Below are 16,502 nucleotides of genomic sequence, written 5' to 3' on the forward strand. Positions count from 1 at the left end.
TTTGTCGTTCGGTGGCACAATCAGGGCGGCTGGCGCCGCCTCCGCGGGTGCCTCCTTCGCTCGTTGCTCTCGCTCAGTCGTTACGCCGCGCTACGGGGGTGTCCGTGCCCATGACCATTCCCCATGCCCGATGTTGGCGATGACCCTGTAGCGCGGTGTAAGCGGAGCGCACCCGCGAAGCATCCCGTTAGGGATGCCGATGAGACCGCCGAGATTTGATCGAGCGCTGTGGCGTGATCGGGGCGGCTGGCGCCGCCCTTCGCGGGTGCCTCATTTGCTCGTTGCTCTCGCTCAGTCGTTACGCCGCGCTACGGTTTGTCTTTCGTCATGCATTGTTTTTCATTCACCATTCGCGCTTCAGCGCTTTTCCAGGCTTTCTACGGGGAGTTCGACGGGGTGGGGGCGTTGGAGGACGTTGAGGAGGACGATGGCGCGTTCTTCGCCTTTGCAGCGGGTGAAGATGGCTTCGAGGTCTTTGAAGGGGCCTTCGGTGATGGTGACTTTGTCGCCGGCAGTGAAGTAGCTGTGGCCACCTTCTTGGCGGTGGGGTTGGGCGCGAAGGGTTTCCACGAGTGCGTCGGGGACGGCGATGGGGGTGTTGCCGAAGGTGAGCAGGCGCAGGACGCCCCGGGTGGAGCGGATGGGGCGCCAGTTGCTGTTGACCTGGTCTAACTGAATGAACAGGTAGTAAGGGAACAGCGGCTCGGTGACGGTGGTGAGCTTGCCTTGGCGTTTGCGTTTGACGTCCAGCACGGGGTGGAACACCTCGTAGCCCTGGTTGGCGAGGTGTTCCGCCGCGCGAAAAGATTCGCTGCCTTTGCACTGAATGACGTACCAGTGGGCAGTGCTGGTCTCGATTGTTTCTACTACCATTGACTTTTTCCTATTGCCCAGTGGCTCCCTAGTTTAACGTGCCACCTTCTAGGCGGCTATCGCCGCCTCCGCGGGTGCCTCTTTCGCTCGTTGCTCTCGCTCTTTCGTTACGCCGCGCTACGTGGCTCCATTGCACTTAAGCGGGCACCTGTAGCGCGGTGTAAGCGATAGCGCACCCGCGAAGCACTCCGTTAGGAGTGCCGAAGTTGGCACCGAGGTGTGATGCTGCACGGTGGCCCTATCCAGGCGGCTATCGCCGCCCTCGCGGGTGCCTCTTTCGCTCGTTTCTCTCGCTCTTTCGTTACGCCGCGCTACGGTGTTGGCATTCACCATTCACCATTCACCATTCACCATTCACCATTCACCATTCACCACGAATCACATCCCTTTTGCCAACAGCTTTTCAAGCACGTCTAATGTTTCATCGATGTGGGCTTGGGTGTGCTCGCAGGAGAGGAAGAAGCGTAGGCGGGCGCTTTTTTCGGGGACGGCGGGGTAGAGGATCGGCTGGACGTTGATGTCTTTTTCGAGCAGGGCGTTGGAGAGCCTGGCGGCCAGCGGTGAGCTGCCGACGATCACGGGGACGACGGCGGAGCCGATGCTGTGGCCAGTGTCCATGCCGCGTGCTTGCGCCTGTTCGAGGAAGTAACGGGAGATGGCCTGTAGCTTGGCGACCCGCTCGGGCTCCTGGGCCATGAGTTCCAGTACCTTGAGCGAGGGGGCGGCGACCTGGGCGGGCATGCCGACGCTGTAGAGGAAGCCGGGCGCAAAGTAGCGCAGGGTTTCGACCAGGGCTTGGTTGCCCGCGATGTAGCCGCCGCAGCCGGAGAGCGTTTTGCTCATGGTGCCCATCCAGATGTCTACCTGGGTGGGGTCGATGGCAAAGTGTTCCCGCAGGCCCAGGCCTGTTTCGCCCATGACGCCGAAGGAGTGGGCTTCGTCGACCATCAGCCAGGCTTGATGGCGCTGTTTGATGGCGATGAAGCGAGGCAGGTCGGGGATGTCGCCGTCCATGCTGTAGAGCCCTTCGATCACCACCAGCACGCGTTCGAACTGGTGGCGGTGCTGGGCGAGCAGCGCGTCCAGGGCATCGGGGTCGTTGTGGCTGAACGACATGCGCTTGGCCCCGGAGAGCTGGGCACCGACCAACGAGCTGTTGTGGATGTACTCGTCGTGGAGGATCAGATCCTTGGGGCCCAGCAGGTAACCTAGCGTGGAGACGTTGGTGGCGTGGCCGCTGACGAAGGCCACGGCATCTTCCACGGCATACGCCTTGGCGATGGCCTGTTCCAGCTCGCCGTGAATGGGGCGCTCGCCCGAGACCACGCGGCTGGCAGATACCGAGGTGCCGTAGTGCTGGGCGGCCTCGCAGGCGGCCTGGATGACCCGCGGGTCGCCGGAGTAGCCCAGGTAGTTGTAGCTGGCGAAGTTGATGCAGGTGCGACCTTGCATGACGCTGGTGGCCCCGGCCAGGCCGTCGTGCACCTTGAAGAACGGCACCTGCAAGCCCAGCTGTTGCGCGCCCTGACGCATCATCGAGAGCTGTTGATAGCCTGGGTGGGCATCGAAGCGGGTGAAGCGTTCGGGCACGGAACGGGTTGCCCCTGCGCTGGTGGCAGGGGCAGTGGGCTGGCTGGCTCTTGCGGTAGGGCGCTTGCGCGCCTGTTCCAGTAGCTGGCGTTTTAGTTCTGAACGCTTGGCGGTCATGGTGTCTCTGTCGCTGGGGAGGATGCGGGCTCACTGGTAATGCCGTCCGCACCGTGGCGGGCGGCCAGAGAGGCTAACGCATCTTGCGGCGACTCTTCAACGTCTTCATCGTGCTGGTGGAGCTTCTGGATCAGCACGCCGGCCAGCTTGTCGAGGGTGGAGGCTTCGCTGAGGACCATGACCGGCACTTGAACGCCCAGCCGGTTCTCGATGGCGGTCATCAGTTCCACGCCCATCAGCGAGTCGAAGCCCATGTCGTACACCGAGCGGTTGACGTCGATCTTCTCTTCGTCGATGAGCAGAATGCTGGCCAGCTCTGCGCGCAGCAGTTCGGTGATGGTGCTGTGCAGCTCTTCCGGCGAGAGGTCGGCCAGCAGGGCGCTGATGTCGTCGTCGTGGTCGAGGCTGCCGTCGTCATCGCTGGCGCGGGCAATTTCGTCGAAACGCGGGGTGTCGGAGGTGGGCAAAAAGCGCGCCAGTGCGCCCCATTCCAGCTCCAGCACGCCCAGGCTTGGCCCGGGGGTCAGCAGCATTTGCTCCAGTACCTTCAGGGCGTCGTCGGAGCGCAGCGCCGAGCCCCCCAAGCGCTCCTGGAGGGCGTCGCGGGTGCGGGTGTTGCGGGCCAGGAAGCCGACGTCTTCGATGGCACCCCAGCGTACGCAGGTGGCCGGAAGGCCCTGAGCGCGGCGGCGGGCCGCGAAGGCTTCGAGCCAGTGGTTGGCAGCCACGTAGTTGCCCTGGCCAGGGTTGCCGAACAGCGTGGTGGCCGACGAGTAGACCACGAAGAAGTCCAGCGGGGCTTGCTGGGTCAGCGCTTCCAGGTGGCGTGCGCCGTCGATTTTCGGGGCCAGCACCTTGTGGATGCGTTCGGCGTCCAGGTTGCGGATCAGGCCGTCGTCGATCACCGTGGCGGCGTGGACGATGCCGTGCAGCGGGCTGAGCTCGGCCCTGGCGCGTTCCAGCACGTTGGCCAGGGCGTTGCGGTCGGTGATGTCGCAGGCGGCGGCCATGACCTTGATGCCCTGGGCGTCGAATTCACGGATGGCGGCCTGGGCTTCTTCACTGGCAGGACCGCTGCGGCTGAGCAGGATCAGTTCCCGTGCGCCTTTGCTGACCAGCCACTGAGCCGTCTTGAGGCCAAAGCCGCCCAGACCACCCGTGACCAGGTAGCTGGCATTGGCGGGCAGGGTGAGGCTGCCGCTGCCCAGCTGCTCCTGACGCGGTGCGGCGATGGGCTGTTCATAGGTGACCACGACCTTGCCGATCTGGCGAGCCTGCTGCATGTAGCGGAAGGCATCGATGACCTGGCTGTGGCTGAAGGCAGTGAACGGCAGCGGGCTGAGGGTGCCGTCGTTGAACAGCGCCATCATTTCACTGAACAGGGTTTGGGTGAGCGCGGGCTGCACTTTCATCAGCTGGTCGGAGTCGATGCCGAAGTAGCTGAGGTTGTTGCGGAACGGGCGCAGGCCAATGTGGGTGTTCTCGTAGAAGTCGCGCTTGCCCAGCTCCAGGAAACGGCCGAACGGGCGCAGTGCGCGCAGGTTCTGGTTGATCGCTTCACCTGCCAGGGAGTTGAGCACGATATCGACGCCCTCGCCCTGGGTGTCTTCGAGGATTTCTTCGGCGAAGGTGAGCGAGCGGGAGTCATAGAGACGCGCTTCGCCCATCAGGCGCAGGAAATCGCGTTTCTCTTCCGAACCCACGGTGGCGTAGATGTCGGCGCCCATCCACTGGGCAATTTGCAGCGCGGCGATGCCTACGCCCCCGGCGGCACCATGGATCAGCACCTTTTCACCGGGCTGCAGGCGTGCCAGGTGCTTCAGCGCGTAGTAGACCGTGAAGAAGGTGGTCGGAATGGTGGCGGCTGCGGCGTAGCTGACGCCTTCGGGCAGCGGGGCCACGGCGTGCTGGCTGGCGACCAGGCGGTCGCTGAAGCTGGCAGGGCCGAAGCCCACCACGCCCTGGCCGGGACTAAGATGGTTGACGTTGCTGCCGACCGCGACGACTTCCCCGGAGAACTCCAGGCCCAGGGTGGGGCCGGCAAAGCCGTTTTCGATGGCTTCATCGGAGAGCAGCCCCAGGGTGTACATGACGTCGCGGAAGTTCAGGCCGGTGGCCTTGACGCGCACTTCCACCTCGTCGGCACCCAGCTCGGGGAGCTGGCGTGGCCGCCACTGTAGCTGGCGCAACTGGCCGGGCAGTGTAAAGCCCAGCGTCATGGCTTGGCGCGGCGCTGCCTGGCTGGCCTTGTGCGGGTGCGGGGCGGGCAGGGTACGCAGGCGGGTGGCGTAGCGGGTGCCTGCCTGGGTAATGACCAGCTCGTTTTCCGTATCCGGGTGGGTCACGGAATCGGCGATACAGGCCAGGGCCTTGGTGCTGGGCTGCTCGGGCAGTTCCAGCAGGGTGACGCTGTGGCCAACGGCTTCGTTGGCCAGCGAGCGGCCAAAGCCCCAGAGTGCGGCGTCGTCGCCGTGCTGGTAACCCTGGGTGAGCAGCCACAGCGTGACACGGCTGCCCTGGGCTTCCAGGCCGCTGTGTTCGAGGGCCAGCGACCACTGCTGAGCAAGGTGGCAGCGCTGGGTCTGTGCGGCGGTGGTATCTTGGCCCAGGCCACGCAGGCCACGCAGGTCCAGCACGTTCAGCGCGGCGGGGGGCGTTTCGTGCTGGCGCAACTGCTCGGCCAGCAGGGCCGCAGGCTCGCCATCGCTGAGCAGGGTGACGTTGTCCAGCGCTGCCGCCAGCGCGTTGGCCAGGGCTTGCTGGGTGGCGTCGGCAATGACCAGGGTATGTGCCTGGGGCGCTTGCGCGGCGCTGCCCGGCTGTTCGCTGGGGGCTTGCGCGTGCAGCAGGTAGGCGCCGTTCTCTTCCAGCTCGATGGGCGCGGTCACGCTGAGCCCTTGGGCGGAGAGCCACTCGATGAGGGTGGCTTGTTCCAGCGCGGCCTGGCCAATGCCGGGGGTGGCCAGCAGGTCGTCCAGCCAGCGGCTGGGATGAATGCCGACCACGATGAGCTGTGCGCTCGACGCCAACTGCGAAGGCAAGGCCTCGATGAGCTGGCGAGTGCGTTCAGGCTGGGTGACGTCGGCGCTGATGAAGGCCAGCTGGGCTTTTTGTGCGTCTGCCAGCGTGGGCAGGGTCTCTTCCAGCGGCTGAACGTCGATCAGCGGGTAGCGTTCCTGGAGCTGTTCCGCCTGATGGCGCGCGGTGTCGCTGGTGGTCAGCGCACGGTAGCGGTAGCTGTCGGTGACCCTGGGCGAGTGATGGGCAAGGCGTTCCAGCAGGCGTTGGCCCAGCGCGGGGGCGCAGGGGCCTGCTTCCAACAGCGCCAGCCGCTGGCCTTCGGGCAGGGCGGCCAGGGCTGCTTCCATCAGGCTGCCCAGCTCGCTGGCCAGTACTTGCCAGCCGTTTTCACCAATCAGTACACGGTTGATGCCTGCCAGGTGTTCGTGGGTGACGCCCAGGCTTTCCAGGGTGTCGGTGCCACGCGCCAGGGCTTCCTTGTGCAGGCCGAGCCTGCCCACCAGATGAATGGGGGCGAAGTAGTCCGGGTAGTCCTGGACCAGCAGTTGCCAGATGGTTTCCGGGGGCAGGGGCGCTGATTCGTCGCTGGCGGCATCGTCGCCGGGTGCGGTGGCCTCGGCAGGCTGGCCCTGCTGGGCGAAGGCTTCGCTGAGGCTGTCCAGCAGCGGCGCGACTTCCTGGGCGTAACGCTGGCCGGTGCTGGCGCTGAAGGCATCGCTTAGCCCCATCAGGCGTGGCAGGGCTTCGCTGGGCAAAGGGAGCGTGACGGCGCGCAGCGGCGCGGGCGTGAGTTCGATATCCAGGTAGCTGAAGTGCTGGTGGTGTGCGCGGTTCAGGCGAATGGCCTTGAAGCGGGTCTGGCTGAGCACGGCCACGGCGCGGCCTTCGGCATCGTAAAGCTCGAAGTCGGCGGTGAAGGAGTGCGGTGCCCGTTTGCCCATGACGGCGCGGGCCAGCACGGGGGTTCCGGCTTCGGCATTGACCTGAATACGGCCTACGCGCACGGGCACGAAGGCGAGCTGCGAGGCAAACTCGGCCTGGCGTGCCAGCAGCGGAATGAACAGCTGGAAAGCGCTATCGAGAATGCCGGGATGCACGTGCAGCGTGTCGAGCTGGGCGGTGACGGCTTCCGAGAGGTGAATCTCGCCAATGACGCTGTCGCCCTCGATCCAGCCACGGGTAATGGCCTGGAAGGCGGGGCCGTAGTGCAGGCCGATGCACTCGGCCATGGCCAGGTGCTGCTCCAGGGTGTAGTCGGCAGCGCGGCTGGGCAGTGCCGGGGCCTGGCGATTGAGCAGGAAGCCACGGCTTTCACGCATGCGGCGAGCCACGGTGTTGAGCTGCCATTCGCTGCCGGTGGCGGGCTCCCGGGAGCGAATTTCCAGGCGACCGTCATCGGGGTCCAGCGTCAGGCGCATGGTGCGCCCGTTGGGGCCGTCCAGCAGCAGCGGCGCGCGGATTTCCAGCTCTTCGATATCCAGCAGCGAAGAGTCTTTTTGCTGCATGGCGGCGGCCAGGGCCAGCTCGATGAAGCCCGCGCCGGGGAAGACGGCGCCTTCGCCCACCACGTGGTCGGCCAGCCAGGGCTGGCGCTTGGTGTCCAGCTGGCTTTCCCAGGTGTGCTCCTGCTGGGCCAGCGGGTAGCCCAGCAGCGGGTGCTGGTAGTAGCGCGACAGCAGGCCTTGGCCATCCTGAGTGCCTTGCACCCAGAGGTGGGTGCGCTGCCACGGATAGCGAGGCAGCAGCACGCGCTGGCCTTCCACGGGGAAGTAGTGCCCGCTGGGCAGGGAGAGCCCGCTGAGCAGCAGTTGGCCCAGCGTGCGCTGCAGCCCTTCGAGGCCGGGTTTGTGGCGTTCAACGGTGCCCAGTACCAGGCCGCTGTGCTCTTGCTGGCGCAGCGACTCGTTGAGGTAGCGGCGCAAGATGGGGTGCGCACCGACCTCGACGAAGACGTTATAGCCCTGTTGCATCAGCTGCGTGGCGGCATCGTCGAACCGTACCGGCTCGCGGATGTTCAGCCACCAGTAGTAAGCATCCAGCGTCGTGCCTTCGGCCAAGGCGCCGGTGACGGTGGAGAAATACGGAATTCGAGTGGGCTGTGGCTGAATATCGGCCAGCGCTTCCACCACGCCTTCCTGGATGCTGTCCATGGCGGGGCTGTGGAAGGCGTAATCCAGCGGCAGGCGTTTGGCAAACACTTCCTCGGCGCTGAGGGCGCCTTCCAGTTTGCTGAGCTGGTCCTTGTCGCCTGCCAGGGTAATGCCTTTGGGGCTATTGATGCCGGCCAGGCTGACTTGGCCGAACTCGGGCTTGGCCAGCCAGGGGGCGATGTCGTCGGCGCTCATGGCCACGGCGGTCATTTCGCCCTGGCCACGGGTCTTGCCCTGGAAGTCGCTGCGGTAGTAGATCACTTTCACCGCGTCTTCCAGGCTCAAGGCACCCGATGCCCAGGCGGCAGCGACTTCACCCACGCTGTGGCCGAACACGGCGGCAGGGGTAATGCCTTGCTCCTTGAGCCACTCGGTGAGTGCCACTTGTAGGGCAAATAGCGCTGGCTGGGCAATTTCGGTGCTGACGAAGCGTTCTTCTTCGCCGGCTTGCTGGTTCAGGCCTGCCAGCTCGGCGCGCAGTGAGAAGTTGCCGTGGCGCTGGAACAGTGCATCGACGCGGTCGATGGCGTCGCTGAAGGCCGGGGCGGTGTCGAGCAGGTCGTGGCCCATGGTGGCCCACTGGCAGCCGTTGCCGTCGTAGACGAATACCGGCCCCTGGGCGTTGCTCAAGCGCTCCAGTGTGATGAGTTGGCTGGTATCGCCTTCAGCGAACTGGCCCAGTGCAGCAGCGGCTTCTGCGCTGCTGCTGGCAAAGCAGATCGCTCCGTGGCTGTGCTGCTCACGGTGGTGAAACAGGGTATGAGCAGTGTCGTAAAACGGTTGCTCGGTGGCCTGCAGGTGGGTGGCCAGCGCCTGAGCACTGGCGGCCAGGGCGGCTTCACTGCGCGCGCTGATCCGAATGGGCAGCGGGGCATCCGGCACCTGACGCTCAGGTGCGGGTGTTTCCGGGGCACTTTCCAGAATGACGTGGGCGTTGGCGCCGCCAAACCCGAAGGAGTTGACGCCAATGACCAGCTTGCCTTCGGGTTTGAGCGGCTGGGCCTTGGTGACGACCCGCAGGTTCCATTCATCGAACTTGATGCGCGGGTTCAGCTTGCGAATGCCGATGGTGGCAGGCACTTCGCGGTGCTGCAAGCTGTACAGCGCTTTGGCCAGGCCCGCCACGCCGGAGGCGGTTTCCAGGTGGCCGACGTTACTCTTCACCGAGCCGATGAGTAGCGGCGTCTTGCGATGCTGGCCGATGGCTTCGCCGATGGCACGGGTTTCGATGGGGTCGCCGACGGCGGTACCGGTGCCATGGGCTTCCAGGTAGTCGATCTCATCGGGGGAGATGCCCGCTTGCTCGTAGGCGCTGCGCATCAGGGCAACCTGAGCGCTGGGGTTGGGCACGGTCAGGCCGGATTTGTGGCCGTCGGTGTTGACCGCCGAGCCCGCGACCACCGCCAGGATGTTGTCGCCGTCGGCGACGGCCAGGTCGTAGTCCTTGAGCAGAAACAGGCCCGCGCCTTCCGAGCGCACGTAGCCATTGCCTGCTTCATCGAAGACCTGGCAGCGCCCGGTGGGCGACAGCATGCTGGCCTTGGAGAAAATAATGAAGCCGTAGGGGTGCAGGTGCAGGCTGATGCCCCCTGCCAGCGCCATGGAAGTTTCACCGCTGCGAATGGATTGGCAGGCCTGGTGGAACGCGACCATGGAAGACGAGCAGGCGGTGTCCAGCGACATGCTGGGGCCGTGCAGGTCGAAAATGTACGACAGCCGGTTGGAGGCGATGCTGGACGTGTTGCCCGTGGCCGTGGAGGCGTCGATGGCCGCCATGTCGTCGGCCAGCCGATAGGAGTAGTCCAGACTGGCCACGCCCACGAAGACGCCGCACTGGCTGCCACGCAGGGTGCTGGGCACGATGCCGGCGCTTTCCATGGCTTCCCAGGCCAGCTCCAGCAGCATGCGCTGCTGCGGGTCCATGTTGGCGGCTTCCCTGGGGGAAATACCGAAAAACGCTGCGTCGAACCCGCTGATATCGCCCAGGCTACCGGCGGCGAACGTCACGCTGGTGCCGGGGTGGCGCTTGTCGGGGTGCCAGAACGCCTCGTGGCTCCAGCGATCGGGCGCTACCTGGGTGACGAGGTCTTTTTCGGCTTGCAGATCCTGCCAGAACGTTTCAGGGGTGGTGCCGGGGAAACGATGGGCGGCACCAATAATGGCCACGCGTTTAGTCATTCTTGCTCCTGAGGTTCTGGTTCTGCCTTGATCACATCGCTACTTATATCGCGTCCAAACACTTGTTTAAATAGCCGGACGCCAAGTTCGTTTGCTGCTATTCCCTGCGGCCTGTGCTCGGCAGGTGATGGGGCCAACGGTTGCCGTTGCGTTGACCATATCATGTATGGGGTGCTGCCCGAAGGGGGGCTGTAGTGCCCGTAAGCCTTGGGCAATATCGGCACATGGTCGCCATACCAACCCAATAGCCCCTCACGGGGGGCTGCGCCTAATGCCGCTTTGATGCTACCCAGCATTTTGTCTGCCTCGCCAAGGTGGTAGAGATAGACCGCCAAATCCCGCAAGTGGTTTGGCAGAGGCCACGGGGCGTTGGGCAGCGTCCTGGCGAGGTACTGCTGCTGGGGTGCTTCCAGGTGCAGCGGGCCGTGATTTTCCATGGTGATCACGAACACGAATAGCGGCCTATTATCGTCATCTTTCAGCAGGCGTCCAACTTTTCGTGCTACCGCCTGGTCGCCGATGTATTGGCCGTGTTTATCCTGCGTGTCGAACGCGCTGAGATCCAGAAAGGTGTCGAAGCCCAACAGCGGGATGACCTTGTCGCGCAGGTAGAACGTGGCCGGGTATGGGTGAACGCACACGGTGCGGTACCCCTGGGCCTTGAATGCGCTGGCCACGCTGGCGAGAGGGTGGCGTGACAGCGTGCGGTAGGGGTTGAATTGACGCGGCCCCCAGTCACTGGGGGCTAGTCCGGTCAGCACGGCGCATTCGGTGCGCACGGTGTTGGCGCCCCAGGCGGGTACGTGCAGTTCGCCCTGTTCGATGGCTTCGGCGGCGGTGGCGTCGAATTGGCCAAGTAGCCCCGGTGCTACGTCCTTGCACCAGGGGCGGGGGTCGAAAAAAGACTCACTTTGCACCAGCACCACGTTGGGCAATGTTTGGCCTGGAAGCGTGGCTGCGGAGGGTTCTGTTCGATGTAGGGGCTGGCTGAAGGGCTGGAACGGTGAGTTTTCCGGGGCGGGCGCGGGTGAGCGCATGAGTGCGACGCCGTAGCTCCACAGGCTGGTGTATAGCCCCGCTTCATGCAGGTCGTGTTTGGGCGCTAGCGTGGGCGGGGGCAAGCGTTTCAGGCTGGTCGCCAGCAGCAGTGCACCCGCCAGTATCAGCAGTAGGCAACTGAAGAGCCAAGGCAGGAGGCCCCAGTGGCTTACCAGGGAGGGCTCGAAATAGAAGAAGCTGCCGATGGCCACTGCCCCGGCGCTGCTGGCGGCGATGGCGAGCCCGATGCCGAAGAAAGGCACGTAGAGCCTGGGGTGCAGGATGGCATCCCAGAAGTATTCGAAATCGTGGCAGATGAAGGGCTCGTTGAGCGTGGCTGATTTGGTGTTGCTCGACTGCACCACCACCAGCTGCAGCGAGAGGATGAACACGACGGCAAACCAGGGGCGCTGTAGCAGCAGTGTGAACACGCCAAACAGCAGCAGCCAGCTGCCCAGGTGCACGGCATTGGCTGCCAGGCGGCGTTGCCAGAAGGGGCGTGGCCGGGGGCGTAGCAGCGCTTCAATCAGCAGGCTACCGAGCAGCCCGGTGACCAGTGCGGGCGCCATGGCGGTGAGCGCGGTAGCGGAGAAGAGCATCATGAGCCGCCCTCCAGGTGGTCGAACCCCAGTCGTTTGATCAGCCACTGGGACACCGCAGCGGGCAGAACGGCCAGCCACCAGGTGCCGAAGTTGAGCGGAAACGGGAAGCTGACCCGTGGCCGGTTGGCTGCAATGCCCCGGGCTATGACGCGGGCGGCACGCTCAGGTGGCCACTCCCAGGGTTTGGGGCCGGGCATGGCGTTGCACATGGGCGAGGTGACATAGCCGGGCATGACCACGGTGACGCCGATACCGGCCGGGGCGAGCAGCCCACGCAGGCCTTCCCCGTAGGCTTTGATGGCCGCTTTGCTGGCGCTGTAGGTGGGCGTGCTGGGCAGCCCGTGCCAGGCGGCCAGGGAACTGATGAACACCAGTTGGCCACTGCCCCGTGCGCGCATGGCCGGTACCAGATGGTGGGTCATGGCGATGGGCGTGGTCAGGTTGATGTCCAGCAGCGCCTGCACGTCTGGCCAGGCTTCCAGCTCGCCCATCTGCTGGGGGTGGGTGTTCTTGCCCGCATTGGCGATCACGATGTCCGGGAGGTGGCGAGCGCATAGCTCGGCCAGCCAGTTGGCCAGCGCGGTCTCATCACCGAGGTCGATGCTCGACAGCGTGACCTGGGCCCCTTGGGCGCGGCAATTTTCGGCTACCTGTTCCAGGGCGGCGAGATTGCGGCCGTGGAGGATCAGGTGGGTGTCGTGGTTGGCATATTCGTTGGCCAGGGCGCTGCCGATGGCTCCGGTAGCGCCGGTGATCAGCACGCGTCGGGGGCTGGTTGGGTGCGGGGTGCTCACAGCAGCCTCTCCAGCGGGGAGGGGCAGGCTTCGAGTACCTGGGCGGCATTATTGACCGCCAGGTCGATGCCGGGCTGGCAGTAAAACCCCCCGTTGAGCTGGGTGGCATACATAACGGTGTTACGGAAATAGTCGAACAGCTGGGCGCTGGGCGGCGGAGGCTGGTGCCAGAACTCCTCCAGGCTGCCCTGGTAGGTCAGGCCTGCCATGTGGTAGATGGGGGTCGCTCAGCGCAAAGGTGGGGCACTGGTGCTCGAGGGAGACGATGCCGACGGTGCTGTTGACCGTGACCGTTCCGGTGGCGTTTTTGAGCAGTGCATTCAGGTCACCAGACTCCAGGTAGACGATACGCCCTTGCAGGCCATAAAAATCGGCCAGCCGCTGAATGATGGCCGGGTAGTTGACCAGGCCCATGTCCAACGGGTGATTCTTGATGCATAGCTGGGCATCTTGCGGGGCGTTGGCCGCAAAGGAGCCCATCACATGGTCCATGACCTCTTCCATGTTGCGATACGGCGAGTGGTCACGGATCTGCGCATCGGTGTTGAGCTGGAGCGGCAGCATGAAATAGGAGCGTCCGCTTTCGATCAGCGCCTTGATGCGCTGGGCGTCGCGTTTCTTCCACTGTTTCAATTGCGTAAAACGCTTGATGTAACCAGCGTATTCCACCGGTGCCGTGATGGGCGAGTGGTTGCGGTAACGGGGGGCGACCACCGGGTTGAGCAGCCCGGCCACGTGGTAGGCGACATCGTGCCTGGCGCGGATTTTGAACGGCGACCTGAAGCGCACCGGAGCAGCAAGCTCGGGCAGCGCTTTGCCGGTTTCATAAAACCAGGTGGGGTCGCGGGGCAGCAACGAGTGGCCGTTGACGCCATCGCGCTCCAGGGTTACCCAGAAGGGGCGAAAGTAGCCTTCTTCGAAGACGTGGGTGCGCACTCCCGCCAGGGCGGCCTGTTCGATGGCTGGGCGGTGTATGGGACGCCGGTCGCCGAACATGACCTGATCGGTGATCTCGTAGCGTTGCCACAGCGCTGTGATGTAATCGGGCAGCTCGCTGAGCGGGCCGCGAAACAGGTGGCTTTTGCTGTGGGTGCGCTGCCAATAGAGAATGTCCCCCGCGTTGAAGTTGACCTTTACTACACGGTGTCCATCGTTGCTTAGACGACGGGCCAGACGCTGATAAAAGGGCGAACAAACGCCTTGAAGAAATAAAAATGCGCGTTTTTGCTTCAACTCAATGACTTCCAATCAATGCATTACGATAGCAGCGATACAGGCGCTGCTTCCATGTAAGCTGGTGTTGAGGTGAGTGGGCTTGGCGCGCTCTGGCCTGCTCCAGCAGGCTAACGACCGTTTCAGCGTTACATAGCTGGCCTGTAGCAGGATCTACATAGCCGGGATACAACAGCAGGGTGCCTGCTACCAACTCATCCAATGTCAACGTGCGAGTCCGGCCAGGAGAGTGCATGGCATCGTGTGTCAGCCCCCAGCCCGCATAAAAGGGTAAGCCGTAGGTATGTACCTGACGATCACGTAGCAGCGCCTCAAAACCGGTCAAAGAACTCATGGTATGCACGGCGTCGACACGTTCCAGTAGAGCGGTGATCTCCATGTCACTGCCATCGAGATCATACAGCTGTTTGGCTTCACTATCGAGTTTGCCAACGCGTGCGCCGCTGACGACATCGGGATGAGCCTTGTAAATAATGAAGGCATCAGGCTGGTTTTGGCGTACGGTGCGCAGCAGGGCGCTGTTGGTGTTGATGTTGGGTGACCCTGCTGCGATAGAGGCATCGCTTTCCACTTGGCCGGGTACCAGAATGATGACTCTGTCATCGGGTAACTGGATATCCGTATTGCCTTGCACGTTATATTTTGACAGCTTCAGCGCGACCAGTCGTTTTCGTAGCTGTGCTGCTCTTTCCAGCAGAGATGCCTCCATGGGATGTGTGTTGAGCAAACGCTCCAGATCGCTTGGCTGGCTCGGATCGTAGTAAATGCCCGATGCATCGATCACCAATGAGAGGGGTTGGGATAAGTCAACGCCTAGCCCTACTGAGCGAATAAACCCGTCTTCCATGCGCCAAATATGAGGTAAATATTCCGCATGACGCGTTTTGAATGCTGCGTCGATGCGGCTTGACCATACCAATATGCGTGGTTGGGCACGGTTATCTGGTAAGTGTTTGGGTAATTCCTTGATGTGCTTGATATTTGATGCAGGCCCAAGGAAATGGCCAACAAAGCGTCGTTTCCAAAATGAAAAACCGCAGGCTAACCACTCGCCGCGCAGGTGCTCTTGCTGACGCTTCTGGTCGGCAATCAAATGGATCGTTTCTTCTAGTGTGCAAGCTTCTTGCGTATATGGGTTAACGTAGCGGGTATAGCGCAGGTAGGCTGCGGCAAACACTTCGGTGAGCGTCCTGGTCGTGCGCCTGCGAGCGCATGAAAGCCGATCATGGGTGAGTCCCCATCCTGCATAAAATGGCAGGCCAAAGCAGTGCACTTGCTTTCCTGCCAACAATGCCTCGAACCCCAACTGGCTGGTAACCACATAGACGGTGTCTACCTGGTCGAACAGGGCCCAAGGGTTGATGTCTTCGCTCACGACATGACAGCGAGGATGATCAAGCGCTTGTGTGAGGTGGCCTTTTTTCTTGCCTGCGATGACGTCCGGGTGAATCTTGACCAGAACATGCTCAGTGGGGTGATTGGCCAGGGCTTCCTCTAACATGGATGAAAAGCTTTCTGCGCTGGCTCCACCATGCGTAATGGAGGCATCCCCTGCGGTCTGATCGACCACTAATACCTTACCTTTAGAGCCCACCAACCGCTTGTCAGGAGCATGGTTGTATTTTGATAGGCGGCATTGAGTCAGAAGGTGCATGCAGGTAGTGGCGTGACTTAGCTCTTCGGCCGTGAACGTGGCATCGTTCAGGCAGTTTTCCAGGTCACTGGGGCGTGAGGCATCATAGTAAATGCCGGTATGATCGACGACCATGCTGTGGGGCTGGTAGCCATGGACTCCCAGGCCGAGTGATCTGATGAAGCCATCTTCAAGCGCGACATAGGTCAACCCATGACGTTTGGCATAATCTCTGGCGCGCTTTGCGGTCGGCTTGAATCCCCATCCTATGACCGCAGAGGGCTTGGCGGTGAATGTGCCGATGCGCATAAAACGGTCAAACTCGGGGAGCAGCGTTGCCAAAGAGGCAAGTTTGCCGATACCTTTTGAAGTATAACCCGCCGTACGTTTTGCCATGGTTGAGGCCGCAGTCCATGTCGTTCAAAGTATTAGGCGTTGTCTGAAAAGGGGTTAGGCTTGACCATACGGCGTTAAGCATGGGCTTGTGAGCGAGTTCGCTCAATGCGCTCATTGATAGCTTGTGAAGGCTGCCTTTTCGCCGATGTTTGCCTTGTCTGGTCTGCGCTCGCTGGCTTTTCACACCAAGCCTTTGTAGGCGGCGAACATACGTGAATTGGGCAGGGTTATCAATTCAGCAGCACGCGCTTTACGAGCAGGTTACATTGCCATGCAGAGCATGTCGCATAACCAGGGTTCCGGCAACGTTACTAATACGAATGAAATCAACGCGCAACTTGCTGCTCTTTTTGATAAGTTGGTTTTAGTAAGTAGGCATGAGGCCTATCCCTCATTTTTTTCAGGGAATGCTCACGAAATAGGAACTTCTGGTGCGACGAGCCCCCATCATCAACAGGCTGTTGACGCGACGCTCCTTGAAAGGGCGGCTACTGTTGGGCCTATCTTGTGCTCTGGCGATTCTGGCGGGTGCCGTATTGAGCATGGCCTGGCAGGTGGGCAAGACCATGGTGCACGAGACCAACATGGTTCATTTGCGCTACGAGGCCGATTTGCTGGCCGATGAAATCACGCAGCAGGTAAATCAACGCATCACTGCGCTTCAGCGTTTGAACAGCGCCATGGGGCCTTCCAATGACATGGGTTGGCTTTCATACGAGCTGCAGAAAAACGATGCCTTGCTTTCCTGGTTCGATGGACTGATTGTGAGTGACGAGCATGGTGAGATCGTGGCGGACTGGCCCAGTGTAGTGGGGCGAGTGGGGCTCGATAGCTCGGAACTCGAGTATTTCAAGATGGTGCGCGGTACACGCCGCCC

General features: G+C 62.6%; 8 protein-coding genes and 1 pseudogene. 1 reads left to right on the forward strand and 8 read right to left on the reverse strand.

Annotated features, from left to right (window positions below; all coding sequences use genetic code 11):
• Positions 1 to 357: 357 nt before the first annotated feature.
• From rfaH to B7L72_RS11305, 8 genes are all read right to left on the reverse strand, one after another.
• Positions 358 to 873 carry a transcription/translation regulatory transformer protein RfaH gene (gene rfaH, locus B7L72_RS11275; protein ID WP_081194390.1) on the reverse strand — a complete coding sequence of 172 codons (516 nt, stop codon included), beginning with the start codon at positions 871 to 873 and terminating at the stop codon, positions 358 to 360.
• Between the two features lie 378 nt (positions 874 to 1,251).
• Positions 1,252 to 2,580, reverse strand: a complete 1,329-nt coding sequence (locus tag B7L72_RS11280) for an aminotransferase class I/II-fold pyridoxal phosphate-dependent enzyme (protein ID WP_081194392.1) — start codon at positions 2,578 to 2,580, stop codon at positions 1,252 to 1,254.
• The gene (locus B7L72_RS11285; RefSeq protein WP_081194394.1) at positions 2,577 to 9,929 is read right to left on the reverse strand and encodes a type I polyketide synthase; all 7,353 of its coding nucleotides are present in this window, start codon (positions 9,927 to 9,929) and stop codon (positions 2,577 to 2,579) included. The genes B7L72_RS11280 and B7L72_RS11285 overlap by 4 nt, the downstream gene beginning before the upstream one ends.
• Positions 9,926 to 11,569, reverse strand: coding sequence for an LTA synthase family protein (locus tag B7L72_RS11290; RefSeq protein ID WP_081194396.1), 1,644 nt, complete (start codon positions 11,567 to 11,569; stop codon positions 9,926 to 9,928). The genes B7L72_RS11285 and B7L72_RS11290 overlap by 4 nt, the downstream gene beginning before the upstream one ends.
• Positions 11,566 to 12,363 carry an SDR family NAD(P)-dependent oxidoreductase gene (locus B7L72_RS11295; protein ID WP_081194398.1) on the reverse strand — a complete coding sequence of 266 codons (798 nt, stop codon included), beginning with the start codon at positions 12,361 to 12,363 and terminating at the stop codon, positions 11,566 to 11,568. The genes B7L72_RS11290 and B7L72_RS11295 overlap by 4 nt, the downstream gene beginning before the upstream one ends.
• Positions 12,360 to 12,572, reverse strand: coding sequence for a capsular polysaccharide export protein, LipB/KpsS family (locus tag B7L72_RS18925; RefSeq protein WP_254893801.1), 213 nt, complete (start codon positions 12,570 to 12,572; stop codon positions 12,360 to 12,362). Before B7L72_RS18925 ends, B7L72_RS11295 begins: the two co-directional genes overlap by 4 nt.
• Positions 12,484 to 13,596: a capsule biosynthesis protein gene (locus B7L72_RS11300; RefSeq protein ID WP_254893802.1), complete on the reverse strand. Its 1,113-nt coding sequence runs from the start codon at positions 13,594 to 13,596 to the stop codon at positions 12,484 to 12,486. The genes B7L72_RS18925 and B7L72_RS11300 overlap by 89 nt, the downstream gene beginning before the upstream one ends.
• A gap of 1 nt (position 13,597) precedes the next feature.
• Positions 13,598 to 15,625, reverse strand: a complete 2,028-nt coding sequence (locus B7L72_RS11305) for a capsular polysaccharide biosynthesis protein (protein WP_081194400.1) — start codon at positions 15,623 to 15,625, stop codon at positions 13,598 to 13,600.
• A 431-nt stretch (positions 15,626 to 16,056) separates the two neighbouring features.
• Between B7L72_RS11305 and B7L72_RS18570 the strand changes: the two are divergent.
• Positions 16,057 to 16,502, forward strand: a pseudogene (locus tag B7L72_RS18570) (diguanylate cyclase); the annotation flags it as partial.

This window comes from Halomonas sp. BC1, assembly GCF_002078135.1.
In the GTDB taxonomy this organism is placed as follows: Bacteria; Pseudomonadota; Gammaproteobacteria; order Pseudomonadales; family Halomonadaceae; genus Vreelandella; species Vreelandella stevensii.